This window comes from Vibrio xiamenensis (genome assembly GCF_900100015.1).
Lineage (GTDB): Bacteria > Pseudomonadota > Gammaproteobacteria > Enterobacterales > Vibrionaceae > Vibrio > Vibrio xiamenensis.
The window spans coordinates 26,856-44,045 of the sequence record NZ_FNDD01000039.1 but is presented as its reverse complement, the minus strand read 5'-3'; the positions used below and the strand labels follow the sequence as shown (position 1 = coordinate 44,045).

Here is a 17,190-nt window from a genome sequence, read left to right as displayed (position 1 = left end):
CTTCTGATAATATGCGACACTAGCTCAGTTGGTAGAGCGCAACCTTGCCAAGGTTGAGGTCACGAGTTCGAACCTCGTGTGTCGCTCCAGTTTCCTTCTCCGGAAGGTATAGCGCCACCACTCATTAGAGTGCAACCTTGCCAAGGTTGAGGTCACGCCTCTTTACGAAGAGAACGGGAACCTCGTGTGTCGCTCCAAATTTCTTCCTTCGGGAAGTTCAGCGCTCATCACGCTTTAAATGATGATACGGACGCGGGGTGGAGCAGCCTGGTAGCTCGTCGGGCTCATAACCCGAAGGTCGTCGGTTCAAATCCGGCCCCCGCAACCAATTTCAGATTCAGATATCCCAAGTCATTGAATTCAGCAACGATACAAGTCGGGCTGATTTTCGGCTACTAACTGAGTAAAAACTCTGTTACCGTAGTGATTGTTGGGTAACCCGTATCGCTTACCGATATTAAGTTAGGCACGATACAAGAAACAGCACTGACTGTTTTTCAATTAATCATCATCATTGATGACCGCTCTTTAGATAATGCTGAGAAGCATCAACCCTAAAAAATTAGATGTCTTCCTTAATAAAGGTGGACGTTTTTCTGCTCTAAATTCATGCCTGAAGCATAGAAAATTTTGCTTGACTGCCAAGTTTGGTTTAGTCATCACTATTTAAAATCGTCAACAGACTTATCCACAAGTTGTTTTTTGTGGATAACTTGGTGAGTAACCTGATTTTTAGTCATGTATAAGCATTTAATATTTAAGATCTTTTTATTAAAACGATTTTTCTATTTTCAATAAAATTAAATTAATCGATTGTAATTAAAGGATTTTTTCTAATATTAAGCGTTTTTATCTATGGTCAAAAAAGATCATTAAGTCGTTGTTCTTTGATCTTTGTCATTGGTTTTCAATGTGATTAACTCTTCACATATAGAGAAAAATTCTGTGCAAATTTGACTTTTTCCACATTGCATTTTTTGGAGCCAAGTCAAATTATGCAGTGATTAATACGGCAGGTATTATGCATCTCTAGGCAGACCTTTTTGAACGATACGAATCAAACGTTGTTGCTTGGTATCTATGGTCCCTGGGGTAGGTATTTGGTTGAGTTGTTGTTCTAGCGCCCACTGAATGTGAATGTCTAACATGTCGTTAATCCCTTTCCGACGTTCTAATGCATCTACTATTTCTGGTGAGTAATCTGCGTTACCCATCGCAATTGAAATGTTTCTTAACCACTGAATATGCCCTATGCGGCGAATTGCCGATCCTTGCATGTGGTCGAGGAAGGTTTCTTCACTCCATAGAAAGAGTGACACAAGATCTGGATTTTTCAACACCTCTCGACGCTGAAAATCATCTTGTTCGCTTAAAGGTGCAAATCGATTCCACGGACACACCAGCTGGCAATCATCACAGCCATAAATTCTATTTCCAATTGCATGGCGAAATTCTTCGTCAATCACGCCATCGAACTCAATGGTTAGATACGAAATGCAGCGCCGCGCATCAACTACGCCATCTTCAATAATGGCATTGGTTGGACAGGATGTAATGCAAGCTTGGCACTTTCCGCATTGATTGACCTGCGGTTCATCAACGGGAAGTGGAATGTCGACCAATAACTCGCCTAGGAAAAACCAAGAACCCGCGTCTTTATCTAAAATTAGCGAGTGTTTGCCCGTCCAGCCTAAGCCCGCCTTTTGGGCGAGAGGACGTTCTAAAATCGGTGCAGAATCGACGAACGGTCGATAGCCCAATGCATCAACCTGTTGCTCGATTTTTTGGCCTAATTTCTTGAGCTGGTTTCTCACCAGTTTGTGGTAGTCTCGCCCTAGCGCGTAGCGGCTAATATAAGCGTGATCTCGGCGACTGAGATTGGCTGAAAATGCGGCTTGTTGCGGTAAGTAGTCCATTCTGACGCTAATGACGCGAATCGTGCCGGGAAGCAATTCATTTGGCCGGGCTCTGAGCATTCCATGTCGCGCCATCCAGTCCATCTCACCATGGAAACCGGCATCCAGCCATTTCTGTAGCTCTGCTTCGTGTTCAGACAGATCGACATCACAGATCCCAACTTTCTGGAATCCGAGCTCGGTTGCCCACAGTTTGATCTGCTGTGCGAGTTGCTGATAATCCATAATGGCTGACTGGTTAAAATGGGGGCAGGATCTTAACGGATCTTGGGGTTGTGATCTAGCCAGTGTTCAACTTTGGAAGCAATATCTTGGCAATTATTTTCTAATTACTTACAGAAGAGATCTTGTCTCCGAAATCCAACCCAGTTTACTATTCGTATTCTTTTGATTTTTATATAGTCATTTTGACTCTCTAGAGAATGTAATCCATGAGTACGAAAAACTTCTCCTTAATCGATGAAAATGCGACTGTTGCGATGGGAAGCGCGTTAGCAAATCTTTGCTCTCAGCAAACCACCATCTATTTACACGGTGATTTAGGAGCGGGTAAAACCACATTTAGTCGCGGCTTTATTCGTGCTTTAGGTCACAACGGTAACGTCAAAAGCCCAACTTATACTTTGGTTGAGCCATACCAGCTTGATAACTGGCAAGTTTATCATTTCGATCTTTATCGTCTTGCAGATCCAGAAGAGCTCGAGTTTATGGGCATTCGTGATTACTTCTCTGCCGATGCAATTTGCTTGGTTGAGTGGCCTGAGAAGGGCTACGGTTTACTGCCTCAAGCGGATTTGGATTTGGAATTACGTTACGACGGAGAGCAAAGAGTCGCGGTTTTTACCGCTAACAATGACTATGGGTCTACCTTACTAAGCAAACTGGAACTATGTTAAAAAGTACGTTGTCGTATAGAGCCGCTTTTGTTTCCTGCTTCTTAACGCTTTTACTGTTTCCTAAATTACTTTGGGCTAATGCGTTAGAAGGCGTCCGTGTCTGGCCGTCTCCGGATGAAACCCGTGTTGTCATCGATTTAAAAGACCAAGCTGATTACAGCTATTTTAGCCTTACGGGTCCAAACCGTTTGGTGGTCGATCTGAAAAACACTGCGCTACAAACCAAACTTCCTATCAACGTGGGTGACAGCCCGGTGCTAACCAAGGTTCGTAGCAGTTCTCCGCCGGAGAAAGGCACCTATCGCTTGGTGTTTGAGCTCAAGAGCAAAGCGCCAGCGAATCTATTCACGTTGGCCCCGACACCGGGTGGGCAATATGGTCACCGTTTAGTGGTGGACTTTGCCCATAGCGAAAAACCGGATACTTCCGCGACTTCGTCATCCGCCACCACAACCAGTACTGTCAGCCGTGATGCTTCGTCATTAAAAGGCTCTGGTGACATTGTGGTTGCGATTGATGCCGGCCATGGCGGCGAAGACCCAGGTTCGATTGGCCCAAGCCGCAAATATGAAAAAGTGGCCACTCTGGCTATCGCCAAGAAAATTGCAGCGCAAATTAATGCGGTACCGGGAATGAAAGCGGTGTTGACGCGTCAAGGAGATTACTACGTTAATCTTAATAAACGCTCTGAAATTGCGCGCAAGAATAAAGCTCATTTGCTGGTGTCGATTCACGCTGATGCGTTCTCTTCTCCGCAACCTCGTGGCGCTTCTGTGTTTGTTCTCAATACGCGCCGAGCCAATACAGAAATTGGTCGCTGGGTTGAAAACCACGAACAACAATCGCAATTGCTTGGCGGTGCAGGTGAAGTGCTGGCCAAGAATAATAACGATAAAAACATCAGCCAGACTTTGCTTGATTTGCAATTTAGTCACTCGCAAAAAGAAGGCTATAAAGTTGCGACAAAGATCTTGGCTGAGGTGGGTAAGGTTGCTTACCTGCATAAACGCAAGCCTGTTAATGCCAGTTTGGCGGTGTTGAAGTCACCGGATATTCCATCGGTATTGGTCGAGACAGGGTTTATTTCTAACCCGAACGAAGAGCGTTTACTGTTCCAGCGTAGCCATCAAGATAAATTAGCCCGCGCTTTAGCGAAAGCGGTGGTGCAGTATTTTGAAGAGAATCCGCCGGAAGGGACGTTATTTGCCAATCGTGGTAAGGCGCTGAAGCATAAAGTCACCAGTGGTGAATCTTTGTCTGTACTGGCTCAGCGTTATGGCGTGTCCAGTAAAGCGATTATGAGTGCCAACAATCTTTCCAGTTCGTCACTGCGAATCGGTCAAGTTCTGACGATTCCTGCGGGTGGATCAAAAGATATTCCGGTTCCTGTGATTGAAAATCCGGTTGAAACGCGTGTGGTCACGCATGTGGTTCAACGCGGTGAATATCTGGGGTTGATTGCCAGTAAGTACAAGGTGCCTGTTTCGACGATTAAGCGTGAGAACAACCTGAAATCCGACACGTTGAAGTTGGGCCAGAAACTGAAAATCACCGTGAGTATGAAGGATCGTCCACTGAGAAAACATACCGTGAAGCGTGGTGAATTTTTAGGTAAGATTGCTACTCACTATGGCGTTTCGGTCGACAGTATTCGCCGAGCCAACAAATTACGTTCCGATGGATTAGCGGTCGGCCAAGAGTTGATTATTCCAAATAATTAATCGCATTTTGGTTGCCAACCACCATCCTAATTGACGAAATCGCCCGATTTTTTTCCAAAGTCGGGCGATTTCGTCATTGAGATTGCGAGTCACAGGGAGTTTCGCCAGTTCATGACTATTAAAATTCTACCCGCCCGTCTCGCCAACCAAATTGCTGCCGGAGAAGTGGTTGAAAGACCAGCTTCCGTGGTTAAAGAGTTGGTTGAGAACAGCTTAGATGCCGGTGCGACACGAATCGATATCGATATCGAAAAAGGTGGCGCTAAGCTGATTCGTGTGCGTGACAACGGCAAAGGAATTGATAAAGACGAACTGGGGCTGGCGCTGAGTCGTCACGCGACGTCTAAAATCCATAGCTTGGATGACCTTGAAGCGATCATGAGCTTGGGTTTTCGTGGCGAGGCGCTTGCGAGTATCAGTGCGGTGTCGCGTCTGACACTGACGTCACGAACCGCAACGCAAGAGCAAGCTTGGTCAGCACACGCGGAAGGTCGGGATATGGAAGTGAAGCTTCAGCCCGCAGCACATCCCATTGGTACTTCGATTGAAGTGTTAGATTTGTTTTTTAACACGCCAGCCAGACGCAAGTTTCTGCGCACCGATAAAACCGAATTTACCCATATTGACGAGTTAATTAAACGCATTGCGTTAAGCCGTTTTGATGTCACGATTCATCTCAAACATAACGGCAAAATAGTGCGTCAGTATCGCGCTGCACAAACGGATCAGCAACGAGAAAAACGCGTTGCTGCTGTGTGTGGTGCGCCGTTTGTTCGCCATATGCTGGCGATCGAACTTGAGCATCAAGGCCTAAGACTTCATGGCTGGATAATCACGCCACAAGGGGCGCGGGCACAAAGCGATCTTCAGTATTGTTACGTTAATGGGCGAATGATGCGTGATAAGTTGATTAATCACGCGATTCGTCAAAGCTACGAAACCAGCTTACGTCCTGATCAGTTCGCCGCGTATGTTCTGTATATTGATGTCGACCCACATCAAGTGGATGTCAATGTCCATCCAGCTAAGCATGAAGTGCGTTTTCATCAAGGGCGCTTAGTGCATGATTTTATTTATCAAGCTTTGGCCGATGCGCTTGCCCAAGGCGCAGACATTGATAAGACAGAGCTGACACAATCGGCGTTTCATACTCCAAGCCCTGAGCAACCTCAAGTGGTCAGTGATTGGAGCTCTGAACAGCAAAACCCGCAAGCAAACCCAGTTCCAGAGCGGGTTTATCAAGCAATTGAAGATTCTCCGGCTTATCCGGGGAAATCGACTCGCAATACGAATGATGCTTTTGAAGTGCGGGAACAGAGCACGAGTCGCTCATGGAATGATTCAAAACCTGCATTTTCTTCTTCAGCAGGCAAATCATCAGCGCCAAAAGAGCGCTCGGTGCCAGCCTCGCCAAGTCAAAGTGAGTTAAGAGCGTACAAGCAGCTATTAACCACTCCCGAAAGCGCAAAGGCTGAGGTGGTTGCTCAGCTTAGCTCACAAGTATCACCGAGTGTTGTCGTTCACGCTGAGCCTATTGATAAATTAGGTAAGGCCGTATGTGTGGTGCAAGAGCAATATTTAGTTATGGCTGATAAGCAGCATTGCCTGTTACTCTCGCTGCCAAGAGCCGAGTGGTATCGTACTCGTGGGCAACTTGCACCTTTGCAGCAACCACTCAAAAGTCAGCCGCTTTTAGTGCCGCTGGCAATGAAGTTAGAACCTTCTTTGATTCAGGTGAGTGAAGATATTTTTGAGTTACTCACCTCATTTGGTATCGAGTTAAAAGCCAGAGGCGGCAATTCATTGATGGTGATGGGGGTGCCCCAGCCTTTGCGTCAACATAACTTACAGAACCTAATTCCTGACATGTTGGCCTTTGCGGCGCAAAATCTGGCTTCGAGCATCTCTCCTCGGGATGAATTGGCGGATTGGTTGGCGCATCAAGTGGTCAAAACTAAAAGCAACTACACTTTGTCTGAAGCCATACAGCTGGTGGCTGAGGCAGAGCAGGTTTGGCAAGGCAACTTGCCATTTGATGACCGTTCGTTGGTCAGACCTATCGATTTTACAGCGACAATCGCAGCATTAAATTATGAATAAAGAGTTACCTTTGGCCCTATTCTTGATGGGCCCTACTGCATCAGGCAAGACTGAACTTGCCATTCGTTTGCGTCAGAAATACCCAGTGGAAATTATTTCTGTCGATTCGGCACTGATTTATCGTGGTATGGATATCGGAACCGCAAAACCCGATCAGCGCGAACAGCAATTGGCACCGCATCGTTTGATTGATATTTTGGATCCAGCCCAAGCGTATTCCGCAGCAGATTTTCGACGCGATGCGCTAAAAGAAATGCATGAGATTGCCGCGCAAGGAAAAATCCCTTTGCTCGTGGGCGGAACTATGTTGTATTACAAGGCTCTATTAGAAGGGTTATCACCGCTTCCCGCGGCGGATCCAGAAATTCGCCAACAAATTGAGCAAGAAGCATTGACTAATGGTTGGGAGGTGCTGCACGATCAACTCAAGGCGATCGATCCTGTTTCAGCCGCAAGAATTCATCCAAATGATCCGCAAAGGTTATCGCGGGCATTGGAAGTTTATCGAATTTCAGGTAAAACTCTTACTGAGCTGACTCAAACGAAAGGTGACCAACTGCCGTTTAGAGTAAAGCAGTTTGCGATCGCTCCCAGGGAAAGGACTGAACTCCATCGCCGAATAGAACTCCGATTTGAAAAAATGCTCGAGATGGGCTTTGAAGACGAGATGAAAGCATTGTATGCCCGAGATGATCTTCATCCAGATCTTCCTTCAATTCGTTGCGTCGGTTATCGGCAGATGTGGGACTATTTAGATGGGAATACCACGCTAGATGATGCGATATTTCGTGGAATCTGTGCGACCCGTCAATTGGCCAAGCGACAAATTACCTGGTTGCGCAGCTGGGATAATTTAACTTGGTTGGATAGCGAACATATTGATCAGGCTCTAGAAACTGTCTCAAATGCATTAGCATCTGAGGGGGTTAGCTGTGTATAATGTGATCGCTTTTGCGTGAATTTACCCTGTCAAGGAACCGCGACTTGAAATTTTGGTGTAAAGCCTTCATAACAAGAAGTGGTAGGGTGTTTTTTATTCGTTTAGCTCAGATGCAAAGGCACTTACTTTTGCAGTGCACCGCCAGCTAAATAACTAAAACAAAATTACAAATAAGGAAAATAAAATGGCTAAGGGGCAATCTTTACAAGACCCATTCTTAAATGCACTACGTCGCGAACGTATTCCAGTGTCTATCTACCTTGTAAACGGAATTAAACTACAAGGCCAGATCGAATCTTTTGACCAGTTCGTTATTCTTTTGAAAAACACAGTAAATCAAATGGTATACAAGCATGCGATTTCTACTGTTGTTCCGGCTCGCCCTGTGAGCCACCACAGTAACGACCGTCCTCAACAATCTGATCGTCCAGAGAAATCAGAAGATTAATCCTCTGAATATCTCTGTCGGCAATAAACTAAGGAGTTGATTGCTTGTTTGACCGTTATGAAGCCGGTGAGCGAGCCGTACTTGTTCATATCAACTTCACGCAAGAGGGTGAATGGGAAGACTTAAGCGAATTTGAAATGCTGGCGTCTTCTGCTGGAGTTTCGACGCTACAAGTGATTACTGGTAGTCGTCAATCTCCACACCCTAAATACTATGTCGGAGAGGGAAAGGCCCAAGAAATTGCCCAATCGGTGCAGTTAAATGGTGCTGACATTGTGATTTTTAATCACGCCCTTTCTCCTGCCCAAGAGCGAAATCTTGAAATGCTTTGCAAATGTCGAGTGTTAGATCGAACTGGTCTAATTCTGGATATTTTTGCCCAGCGCGCGCGCACCCATGAAGGTAAGTTACAAGTTGAACTTGCTCAGCTGCGCCATATCTCAACACGCTTAATTCGTGGCTGGACGCACCTTGAAAGACAAAAAGGTGGTATCGGTCTACGTGGGCCTGGTGAAACTCAGTTAGAAACTGACCGCCGTTTGTTGCGTGAACGTATCAAAGCGATTCTTCGTCGACTCGAGAAAGTCGCTAAGCAGCGAGAACAAGGTCGACGTGCTCGAAATCGCGCTGAAATTCCTACTATTTCTCTCGTTGGTTATACCAACGCGGGTAAATCAACGTTATTTAACCGTATTACTGAAGCGGGTGTTTACGCAGCTGATCAATTGTTCGCTACTTTGGATCCGACCTTGCGTAAAATCGACTTAGCAGATGTAGGGCCTGCCATTCTTGCAGATACCGTAGGTTTTATTCGTCATTTACCCCATGATCTCGTCGCTGCCTTCAAAGCGACCCTGCAAGAAACACAAGAAGCTGACATTTTGTTACATGTTGTTGATGCCAGTGACGACCGTTTTCGTGAGAATATTCGGGCAGTTGACGAAGTTCTTGAAGAAATCGATGCCAATGAAGTTCCGACTTTGATAGTCATGAACAAAATTGACAATCTTGAAGGGCAGTCTCCTCGTATCGAATATGATGAGGAAGGGGTACCAAGAACCGTCTGGGTATCGGCGATGGAAGGAAAAGGGATTGACCTATTATTTGAAGCTCTAACCGCAAGGTTAGCGAGTCAAATGGTTGATCACCGTCTGTGCATACCGCCACAGTATCAGGGACGTATTCGCAGTATATTCTTTCGCATGAATTGTATTCAACAAGAAGAATATGACCAAGACGGCTGTTTGCTGATCAATGTCCGCATGCAGCAAGTAGATTGGTCTAGACTTGAAAAAAGAGAAGGGGCAGTTTTACGTGACTTTATAGTTACTTAAATGACTGCTACAGTATAACGTCATATCAAATGATGGAGCTTTCTAATGGCGTGGAATGAGCCTGGAAATAACAACGGCAACAATGGCCGCGATAATGACCCATGGGGTAATAATAATCGCGGTAACAAAGGTGGCCGTGATCAAGGTCCGCCAGACTTAGACGAAGTCTTCAATAAGCTGAGTCAGAAGCTGGGTGGAAAGTTTGGCCGCAAAGGTGGCAAAGGTCCTTCACTCGGTGGCGGCAGTGCTATTGGGTTTGGTGTCATTGCTGCAATTGCCGTTGCAGTTTGGTTTTTCGCTGGTTTTTATACCATCGGTGAAGCAGAACGAGGCGTGGTGCTTCGTTTAGGTAAGTACGATCGTATCGTCGATCCTGGTTTGAACTGGCGTCCTCAATTTATTGACGAAGTCACTCCGGTAAACGTCCAAGCAATTCGTTCATTACGTGCTTCTGGTCTGATGTTGACTAAAGATGAGAACGTAGTGACCGTCGGTATGGATATTCAATACCGCGTTTCTGACCCATATAAATATCTTTACCGAGTGACGAATGCTGATGACAGCTTGCGTCAAGCAACTGACTCAGCACTTCGTGCTGTGGTGGGCGACTCTTTAATGGATAGCATTCTAACCAGTGGCCGTCAGCAAATTCGTCAAAGTACTCAAGAGACGTTGAACTCAATCATTGACAGCTATGATATGGGCATCACGGTAGTTGACGTTAACTTCCAGTCTGCTCGTCCACCTGAACAGGTGAAAGATGCATTTGATGATGCTATCGCGGCTCGAGAAGACGAAGAGCGTTTCATTCGTGAAGCAGAAGCGTATAAAAACGAAATTTTGCCTAAAGCGACTGGTCGTGCCGAGCGCTTGAAGAAAGAAGCTCATGGTTACACCGAACGCACAGTTAATGAAGCGTTAGGTCAAGTGGCTCAATTCGAGAAACTGCTACCAGAGTATTTGGCAGCGCCAAAAGTGACGCGTGATCGTTTGTACCTAGATTCGATGCAAGAAGTGTATTCTAAATCTTCTAAAGTGCTGATTGATTCGAAATCAAGTGGCAACTTGCTGTACTTGCCAATTGATAAGTTAGCGGGACAAGATTCGGCGCCGACTAAGCGCAGCCAGAAATCGTCAGCTAGCTATGATCAAATCGAGCTTGAGTCACAACGCAGTGATTCAGATGGCAGTTCAAGCTCTCAATCACGCACTAATGATTCACGTCAAGGGAGATACTAAGAATGCGTAAGTTAATGATCCCTGTAGTTGTTGTTGCGTTGATCGTTGTTCTAATGAGCATATTTGTGATTCCTGAAGGTGAACGCGGTATCGTAATTCGATTCGGTCGTGTTCTGAAGGATGACAATAACGTTTCGAAGATTTACGAACCGGGTTTGCATTTAAAATTACCACTGTTTGATCGCGTCAAAACTCTTGATGCTCGTATTCAAACAATGGATGGCCGCTCAGACCGTTTCGTTACCTCTGAGAAAAAAGACGTTATCATCGATTCTTACGTGAAATGGCGTATCAAAGACTTCGGTCAATACTACCTAGCAACAGGTGGCGGTAATACTCTGACGGCAGAAACGCTACTTGAACGTAAAGTAACGGACGTACTTCGCTCAGAAATCGGTTCACGCGAAATTAAGCAGATTGTCTCTGGTCCTCGTAACCAAGATGTATTGCCTGACAGTTCTGATTCTGAAGTGGTGACCACTGAGGCGGCGAAACAAGCGTTAGAAGTGGATGGTCAACGTGACCAGATCATGGAAAACGTTCTGAATGATACCCGTAAGAGTGCTGAAAAAGACTTAGGTGTCTATGTGGTTGATTTCCGAATGAAGAAAATCAACCTACCTGATGAAATCAGCGAATCGATTTATCGTCGTATGCGTGCGGAACGTGAATCTGTTGCTCGTAAGCACCGTTCTCAAGGTCGTGAAAAAGCAGAAATCATCAAAGCTCAAGCTGAGCTAGAAGTCGCAACCATTCTGGCTGAAGCGGATAAAACCGCTCGCGTGACTCGCGGTGAAGCCGATGCAAAAGCTGCCAAGATTTACTCGGATGCTTATCGTAAAGATCCAGAGTTCTTTAGCTTCTTGCGTTCACTAAAAGCTTATGAGAAGTCATTTAGCGATAAGAGTGATATTTTGGTTCTGGATCCAAACAGCGAATTCTTCAAATATATGAAAGATTCAAAGGGTGCAGTGAAACCTTAATGGTTAAATGATTTTGTCATCATCGATATAAAGGCTCCTCTGGGAGCCTTTATTTTTGGGAGTTTAAAATGTCGAATTCACTTTGGATTGCGCTAGGATTTGTATTGATTGCAGAAGGTATCGGCCCACTGATCGCGCCAAAAGGCTGGCGAGCTATGGTTGCAGAATTAAGCGCACAACCTGATAACCAATTACGTCGAATTGGTGGCTGTTTAGTGGTTGCTGGCGTTGTGATCGCGTGGTGTTTTCTCTAGCCACACAAAACTTATGTTGGTACCGAGCCTATGAATTTAATCCAACACCAATGCAGTTAGTAGTGCGGTGGTGGTGTCTCTTCGTCTTGAGTGGCAAGGTTGGATGAGTCGATGTTTTTTACTTTTCCAACTACATACTTCATCTGATCTTGCATCTTGGTAATCAGTAGCTGTTGGCTGCTCAGTGCGGCATTAAGCGCTTCAATGGTTTGTTCTTGAAAGGCTAATTGACACTCTAAATCATCCAGCCGTTGTTGTAGTTGCTCAGTATTTTGATCGCTCATGATTACGGTTCTATTTTCCAAGCTTGTGCAATGCCTGCGGAAGTTGCTGAAATTACACGTTGCTGTTTATCAAAGGCTGCATCATACACTACAGCGGTAGGAGGGCGAGTATCTTTTAGCGGCTCGGCTTCAAATTGCTCAAGCTTATCGCCGGTTTTTGTATCCCATACACTGATGCGTCCAGAAGGCGTTCCTGTCACCAATTTAGAGCCATCATCAGAAAATCGAGCCGATGAAAAGATCAGTTGGCGGTACCAACTGTGTAATCGCGATACTTTCTCGCCAGTCGTAAGGTCCCAGATAACCGCTTTATTGCCACCGTCTGAGGTAAAAGCCAATTTACCATCTCTTTGTAGTGCGACGCGATTAACACGCTGGTCTAGCTCGAAACTATGGAGAATTTGGCCGCTGGTGGTATCCCATAAATAGGCGGTGTAGTCATTTCCGCCAGAAAGAGCGAAGCGGCCGTTGGGGGAAATGGCGACGGAATTGACTTTTTCTCGATGGGCAAGGAACTCTAGGCGGCGTCCAGTGACTAAATTGACGTAAATTGCTTTGCCATTGGAGAGGCCAAGCACGACTTGCTCTCCATTACTGGTGATATCGACGTCTCTAATCAGACCGTCGGAGATAGACCAAAGGCCTTTTGCTTGGGTCCACGCCAGATCCCAGACTGCAAATTGCATTTGGCTTGCTGTAATTGCAAAGCGACCATTATCTGAGATACGAATGCGTGAAATGGTACTGCCATCAGCATCGTGTTCGCCGAGATCCGCCAATTTTACGTTGTCTTCAAGATCCCATAACGTTAAATGGTTTTTCTTGGAGTAGAGTAAAGCGAAACGTGCGTCTCGACTAAGTGCAAAACTGGTTGAACCTGACGGATCAAGTTGCCACCTCTGATCTTCTTTAGAAGAAAATAAACAACCGCCGAGCAAAAGCGTTGTGATTAAAATCAGAGAAGCATAAAAATTTATCCGCATTAAATCTAATTATCCACTTGGTTTTCCGACATTCGGAACGCATATTAGCTATATTGGTACAACATATTTGTGTACACCAGTATTTACGATATTTTTGTGCACAGGGACAAACAGTAAATCCATCACAACGTGGAGAGTTCAATGAAATCAATGTTTAAAGTGTCACTGCTTGCAGCTACCGTCATGTTAGCAGCTGGCTGTCAAAAAGAAGAAGAGCCAAAAGCTGACACTCAGCCTGCAACCGAACAAGTACAAGCTGAAGCCGGAAAAGCAGTTAACTTTAAAACCGAAGATGACAAAGCCGCGTACGCGATTGGTGTGTCATTCGCTAACTATCTTAACACCAGTTTGGATAAGCCAAGCGAAATCGGCATTCATCTTAACAAAGATTTAGTGTTGCAAGGTATTGAGCACGTGTTCTCTGGTAAGCCAGAGCTTAGCGAAGAAGAAACTCGCGCAGCTCTAGAAGGTTTAGACAAACGCGTTGCAGATAAGATGCAGAAACAATCTGCTGAAAAAGCAGCGAAAAACAAAAAAGCGGGTGATGAATTCCGAGCTGAATTTGAAAAGCAAGACGGCGTGAAGAAAACTGACTCAGGCCTTCTATACCAAATCATCACTCCTGCGGATGGCGAGATGCCAAAAGAGACCGATACAGTGCAAGTTCACTACAAGGGTACTCTGATTGACGGTACTCAATTCGATAGTTCATATGATCGTGGCGAACCAGCGACCTTCCCACTTAACCGTGTGATTCCTGGTTGGACTGAAGGCGTTCAGTTAATGCCGGTTGGCTCTAAATTCAAGTTCGTAATCCCGCCTGAGCTGGCTTACGGCGAGCAAGATACTCCGACTATTCCAGCGAACTCGACTCTTGTGTTTGAAGTGGAATTGCTAAAAATTGACAATGGCGACAAAGCTCAAGACGCTGGTGCGGATTCAGCGAAAGCAAGTCAATAATATGCTTTGTTAGCATTTTATGCTGTTCAAAAAGGTCTAACGGATGTTAGGCCTTTTTTTTGACTGCGGATTTTGTGAGCAAATATTTGTTTTAAATCACTAGAATGCCACTTAGTTGAGTGTTCATTTCAAAATTTCTGATAAACTTACATCAATTTGTTGATTTTTCACTCGAAGGCGAAAGAAGTGACGACTACAGAGACGGTAAACATTGATGAGTTGCTTGAAATGGAATCTATTCATGTGATGCCATTTAGCGAGCACGACAAAATAATTCTCAAGTCTTATGAAGCGGTGGTGGATGGGATAGCAAGCCTAATCGGTCCGTTTTGTGAGATAGTGCTTCACTCGTTGGAAGATCTTAATACTTCGGCGATTAAAATTGCTAACGGTGAAAACACCGGGCGCCAAGTGGGATCACCGATCACCGATATGGCGCTTAAAATGCTTAAAGACATTGAAGGATCCGAGCGCAACTTTTCTCGTTCCTACTTCACGCGTGCAAAGGGTGGCGTGTTGATGAAGTCGATCACCGTTGCAATTCGCAATGGCGACAATCGAGTGATTGGTCTCTTATGTATTAACGTGAACCTTGACGCACCCTTTTCTCAAGTTTTGCAATCGTTCATGCCCAATGAAGAAGCGAAACAAGCGGCTTCATCAGTTAACTTTGCCAGTGATGTTGAGGAGTTAGTTGATCAAACCGTAGAGCGCACGATTGAAGAGATTAACGCAGACAAGACGGTCTCGAACAACACCAAAAACCGTCAGATCGTCATGGAGCTGTTTGATAAGGGTATTTTTGATATTAAAGATGCCATCAACCGAGTGGCTGATCGTTTAAATATTTCCAAGCATACCGTTTATCTCTATATACGTCAGCGCAAAACCGAGGAAGACGAGAAGTGAATTCTCTGACTTATACGTTGGTCGTCAATGGTGCGAACTATGGCGATCAATCGTCACGTTCGGCGTATAAGTTTGCCAGTGCCCTGCTTGCCAAAGGTCATCAATTAAACAGCGTGTTTTTTTATCGTGATGGGGTGACCAATGGTGGGCAACTTGCGGTGCCTGCAAATGACGAGTTTGATATTACCGCTGCATGGCAAGCGTTATCTCAACAGCATGGATTTGCTTTGCAAACTTGTGTTGCCGCAGCGCTGCGCAGAGGTATTGTGAGTGAAAGTGAAGCTCAGCAACATGGCCTTGCTTCGCACAACCTTGCCGATGGTTTTGAACAGTCGGGCCTTGGCAGTTTGGCGGAAGCGCTTCTTAGCCAAGACAGAGTGGTGCAGTTTTGAGTCAGTTAACCTTTGTATTTCGCAGCGCACCTCATGGTAGCGCATCTGGGCGTGAAGGTGTTGATGCTCTGTTAGCTGCTTCGGCGTATTGCGAAACGATTCAAGTGATTTTTGTTGCTGATGGCGTATTGCAATTGTTGCAAGGCCAGCAACCAAATCACATCGCAAGTAAAGATTATGCGCCAATGTTTAAGCTCTTTGAGCTCTATGACATTGAACAAGTCTACGTTTGTCAGCAATCGCTCGATGAGCGAGGTGTGGCACATGCTGACTTAGTGCTGAATGCCGAACGTCTAAATCGCGATGAGATTAAACAACAGCTGCAGCAAGCGGATAAAATCTTATCTTTCTAAAGGCACCTGTATGTTACATATCATAAAAACCATCCCAGCTTTGCAAGATGCGCGATTATTTGTGTCTCAACAGGACGCGATGTTGCTGATCGAAGATAGTGTTTATGCTGCAATTTCACAGCACAAGGACTATGTCCAAGGAAATGACCAATACTCAATTTATGTTCTTGATGAAGATGCAAAAGCTCGAGGTATTGATGCACGAATCAGTCCATCGATTCATGTGATTAATTATGCTGAGTTTGTTGAACTCACTGTCGAGCATAGCCACTCCATGACCTGGGAATAACAGCGTATTTAACTGACTAAGCATAAATATGCGAAGACCAAAGCCCATTTGTGCTTCATGCATGATTTTTGGTTGAAAAAAGATCTGTATATTTCTTGACACACATCCCACTGCTGCATAGAATTTTGCGTCCCCAATTTGCATTTGCATTGGGGACTAGATTTTTCACAAAGCTTACTTTCAAGTAAATCAGGAGCTAGTTAATGGCAACTATTAACCAGTTGGTACGCAAACCACGTGCAAAGCAAGTTGTTAAAAGCAACGTGCCTGCACTAGAAGCGTGCCCACAAAAACGTGGTGTATGTACTCGTGTTTACACTACTACACCTAAAAAACCTAACTCAGCACTTCGTAAAGTTTGTCGTGTTCGTTTAACAAACGGTTTCGAAGTAACTTCGTACATCGGCGGTGAAGGTCACAACCTTCAAGAGCACTCAGTTGTTCTTATCCGTGGTGGTCGTGTTAAAGACCTTCCAGGTGTGCGTTACCACACTGTTCGCGGCGCACTTGACTGTGCTGGCGTAAATGACCGTAAACAAGGTCGTTCTAAGTACGGTGTGAAGCGTCCTAAGTCTTAATGCCTCTTTTTTATAAAGAAAGCGTTAAGTAAGGCCAAACACTTATTTTCAATTTTTATTTTTTGAAAAAACTGAAAAGTTTTGGATAAAACCTGAAGAAGACAACGGAGAATATTCCATGCCACGTCGTCGCGTTATTGGTCAGCGTAAGATCCTTCCAGATCCTAAGTTCAAATCTGAACTGCTGGCAAAATTCGTTAACATCCTTATGGTTGACGGAAAAAAATCTACTGCAGAAAAAATCGTTTACACTGCACTAGACACTATGGCTGAGAAATCTGGTAAAGATCACTTAGCTATTTTTGAAGAAGCTCTTGAAAATGTTCGCCCAGCGGTAGAAGTTAAATCTCGCCGTGTAGGTGGTTCTACTTACCAAGTGCCTGTAGAAGTACGTCCGGTTCGCCGTAACGCACTTGCTATGCGTTGGTTGGTTGAAGCTGCGCGTAAGCGTGGTGAAAAATCTATGGCTGGACGTCTAGCTGCTGAAATGCTAGACGCGTCAGAAAATAAAGGTACTGCTGTTAAGAAACGTGAAGACGTTCACCGTATGGCAGAAGCGAACAAAGCGTTTGCTCATTACCGTTGGTAATAGACCTTCAGTGCTGCGAGGC

The 17,190-nt window shown here is 45.1% G+C and carries 19 protein-coding genes and 2 tRNA genes; 18 read left to right on the top strand and 3 right to left on the bottom strand.

The annotated features are described in order from the left end of the window. Positions 1-13 precede the first annotated feature (13 nt). Together BLS03_RS22685 and BLS03_RS22680 are read left to right on the top strand one after the other, a co-directional pair. A tRNA-Gly gene (locus tag BLS03_RS22685) sits at positions 14-89 on the top strand. Between the two features lie 162 nt (positions 90-251). Further along, positions 252-328: transfer RNA gene (locus tag BLS03_RS22680), tRNA-Met, on the top strand. Between the two features lie 691 nt (positions 329-1,019). On the opposite strand, the gene queG is transcribed toward BLS03_RS22680, so the two are convergent. Next, positions 1,020-2,141, bottom strand: a complete 1,122-nt coding sequence (gene queG, locus BLS03_RS22675) for a tRNA epoxyqueuosine(34) reductase QueG (RefSeq protein WP_093279157.1) — start codon at positions 2,139-2,141, stop codon at positions 1,020-1,022. A 206-nt stretch (positions 2,142-2,347) separates the two neighbouring features. Here queG and tsaE point away from each other — a divergent pair, with 206 nt between their 5' ends. The 9 genes from tsaE (at position 2,348) to BLS03_RS22630 (ending at position 11,831) form a co-directional block, all read left to right on the top strand. Then, the gene (gene tsaE / locus BLS03_RS22670) at positions 2,348-2,812 is read left to right on the top strand and encodes a tRNA (adenosine(37)-N6)-threonylcarbamoyltransferase complex ATPase subunit type 1 TsaE (RefSeq protein WP_093279156.1); all 465 of its coding nucleotides are present in this window, start codon (positions 2,348-2,350) and stop codon (positions 2,810-2,812) included. Next, positions 2,806-4,533, top strand: coding sequence for a LysM peptidoglycan-binding domain-containing protein (locus BLS03_RS22665; RefSeq protein WP_093279155.1), 1,728 nt, complete (start codon positions 2,806-2,808; stop codon positions 4,531-4,533). The genes tsaE and BLS03_RS22665 overlap by 7 nt, the downstream gene beginning before the upstream one ends. A gap of 111 nt (positions 4,534-4,644) precedes the next feature. Further along, on the top strand, positions 4,645-6,633 hold the full coding sequence (gene mutL / locus BLS03_RS22660) for a DNA mismatch repair endonuclease MutL (RefSeq protein WP_093279154.1): 1,989 nt from the start codon (positions 4,645-4,647) through the stop codon (positions 6,631-6,633). Further along, the gene (gene miaA / locus BLS03_RS22655) at positions 6,626-7,573 is read left to right on the top strand and encodes a tRNA (adenosine(37)-N6)-dimethylallyltransferase MiaA (protein WP_093279153.1); all 948 of its coding nucleotides are present in this window, start codon (positions 6,626-6,628) and stop codon (positions 7,571-7,573) included. The genes mutL and miaA overlap by 8 nt, the downstream gene beginning before the upstream one ends. Positions 7,574-7,757: 184 nt before the next feature. Further along, positions 7,758-8,021, top strand: coding sequence for an RNA chaperone Hfq (hfq, locus tag BLS03_RS22650; protein ID WP_093279152.1), 264 nt, complete (start codon positions 7,758-7,760; stop codon positions 8,019-8,021). 44 nt (positions 8,022-8,065) lie between these two features. Next, complete coding sequence (gene hflX, locus BLS03_RS22645) at positions 8,066-9,355, top strand: ribosome rescue GTPase HflX (protein ID WP_093279151.1); 1,290 nt, start codon at positions 8,066-8,068, stop codon at positions 9,353-9,355. A gap of 45 nt (positions 9,356-9,400) precedes the next feature. Further along, positions 9,401-10,594: an FtsH protease activity modulator HflK gene (hflK, locus tag BLS03_RS22640; RefSeq protein WP_093279150.1), complete on the top strand. Its 1,194-nt coding sequence runs from the start codon at positions 9,401-9,403 to the stop codon at positions 10,592-10,594. Between the two features lie 2 nt (positions 10,595-10,596). After that, on the top strand, positions 10,597-11,577 hold the full coding sequence (hflC, locus tag BLS03_RS22635) for a protease modulator HflC (protein ID WP_093279149.1): 981 nt from the start codon (positions 10,597-10,599) through the stop codon (positions 11,575-11,577). Between the two features lie 68 nt (positions 11,578-11,645). Beyond that, entirely contained in the window at positions 11,646-11,831 is a 186-nt protein-coding gene (locus BLS03_RS22630) for a DUF2065 domain-containing protein (protein ID WP_093279148.1), read from the top strand. A gap of 56 nt (positions 11,832-11,887) precedes the next feature. Here BLS03_RS22630 and BLS03_RS22625 read toward each other — a convergent pair whose 3' ends face one another. Both BLS03_RS22625 and BLS03_RS22620 read right to left on the bottom strand, forming a co-directional pair. Further along, positions 11,888-12,115: a SlyX family protein gene (locus tag BLS03_RS22625; protein ID WP_093279147.1), complete on the bottom strand. Its 228-nt coding sequence runs from the start codon at positions 12,113-12,115 to the stop codon at positions 11,888-11,890. A 2-nt stretch (positions 12,116-12,117) separates the two neighbouring features. Beyond that, a complete protein-coding gene (locus BLS03_RS22620; protein WP_093279146.1) occupies positions 12,118-13,098 on the bottom strand; it encodes a WD40 repeat domain-containing protein in 981 nt (326 codons plus the stop codon). Positions 13,099-13,239: 141 nt separating this feature from the next. Between BLS03_RS22620 and fkpA the strand changes: the two genes are divergently transcribed. The 7 genes from fkpA to rpsG all read left to right on the top strand — a co-directional run bounded on the left by fkpA (position 13,240) and on the right by rpsG (position 17,168). Beyond that, positions 13,240-14,058, top strand: a complete 819-nt coding sequence (gene fkpA / locus BLS03_RS22615) for an FKBP-type peptidyl-prolyl cis-trans isomerase (RefSeq protein ID WP_093279145.1) — start codon at positions 13,240-13,242, stop codon at positions 14,056-14,058. 186 nt (positions 14,059-14,244) lie between these two features. After that, complete coding sequence (locus BLS03_RS22610) at positions 14,245-14,967, top strand: helix-turn-helix transcriptional regulator (RefSeq protein ID WP_093279144.1); 723 nt, start codon at positions 14,245-14,247, stop codon at positions 14,965-14,967. Then, positions 14,964-15,359: a sulfurtransferase complex subunit TusD gene (gene tusD, locus BLS03_RS22605; RefSeq protein WP_093279143.1), complete on the top strand. Its 396-nt coding sequence runs from the start codon at positions 14,964-14,966 to the stop codon at positions 15,357-15,359. The genes BLS03_RS22610 and tusD overlap by 4 nt, the downstream gene beginning before the upstream one ends. Next, positions 15,356-15,712 (top strand): sulfurtransferase complex subunit TusC, encoded by a 357-nt coding sequence (gene tusC / locus BLS03_RS22600; RefSeq protein WP_093279142.1) that lies wholly within the window; start codon positions 15,356-15,358, stop codon positions 15,710-15,712. The genes tusD and tusC overlap by 4 nt, the downstream gene beginning before the upstream one ends. A 10-nt stretch (positions 15,713-15,722) precedes the next feature. Continuing rightward, a complete protein-coding gene (tusB, locus tag BLS03_RS22595; RefSeq protein WP_093279141.1) occupies positions 15,723-16,001 on the top strand; it encodes a sulfurtransferase complex subunit TusB in 279 nt (92 codons plus the stop codon). A gap of 203 nt (positions 16,002-16,204) precedes the next feature. Further along, positions 16,205-16,579, top strand: a complete 375-nt coding sequence (gene rpsL / locus BLS03_RS22590) for a 30S ribosomal protein S12 (protein ID WP_004399892.1) — start codon at positions 16,205-16,207, stop codon at positions 16,577-16,579. A 118-nt stretch (positions 16,580-16,697) separates the two neighbouring features. Then, complete coding sequence (rpsG, locus tag BLS03_RS22585) at positions 16,698-17,168, top strand: 30S ribosomal protein S7 (protein WP_093279140.1); 471 nt, start codon at positions 16,698-16,700, stop codon at positions 17,166-17,168. The last annotated feature ends 22 nt before the right edge of the window (positions 17,169-17,190 follow it).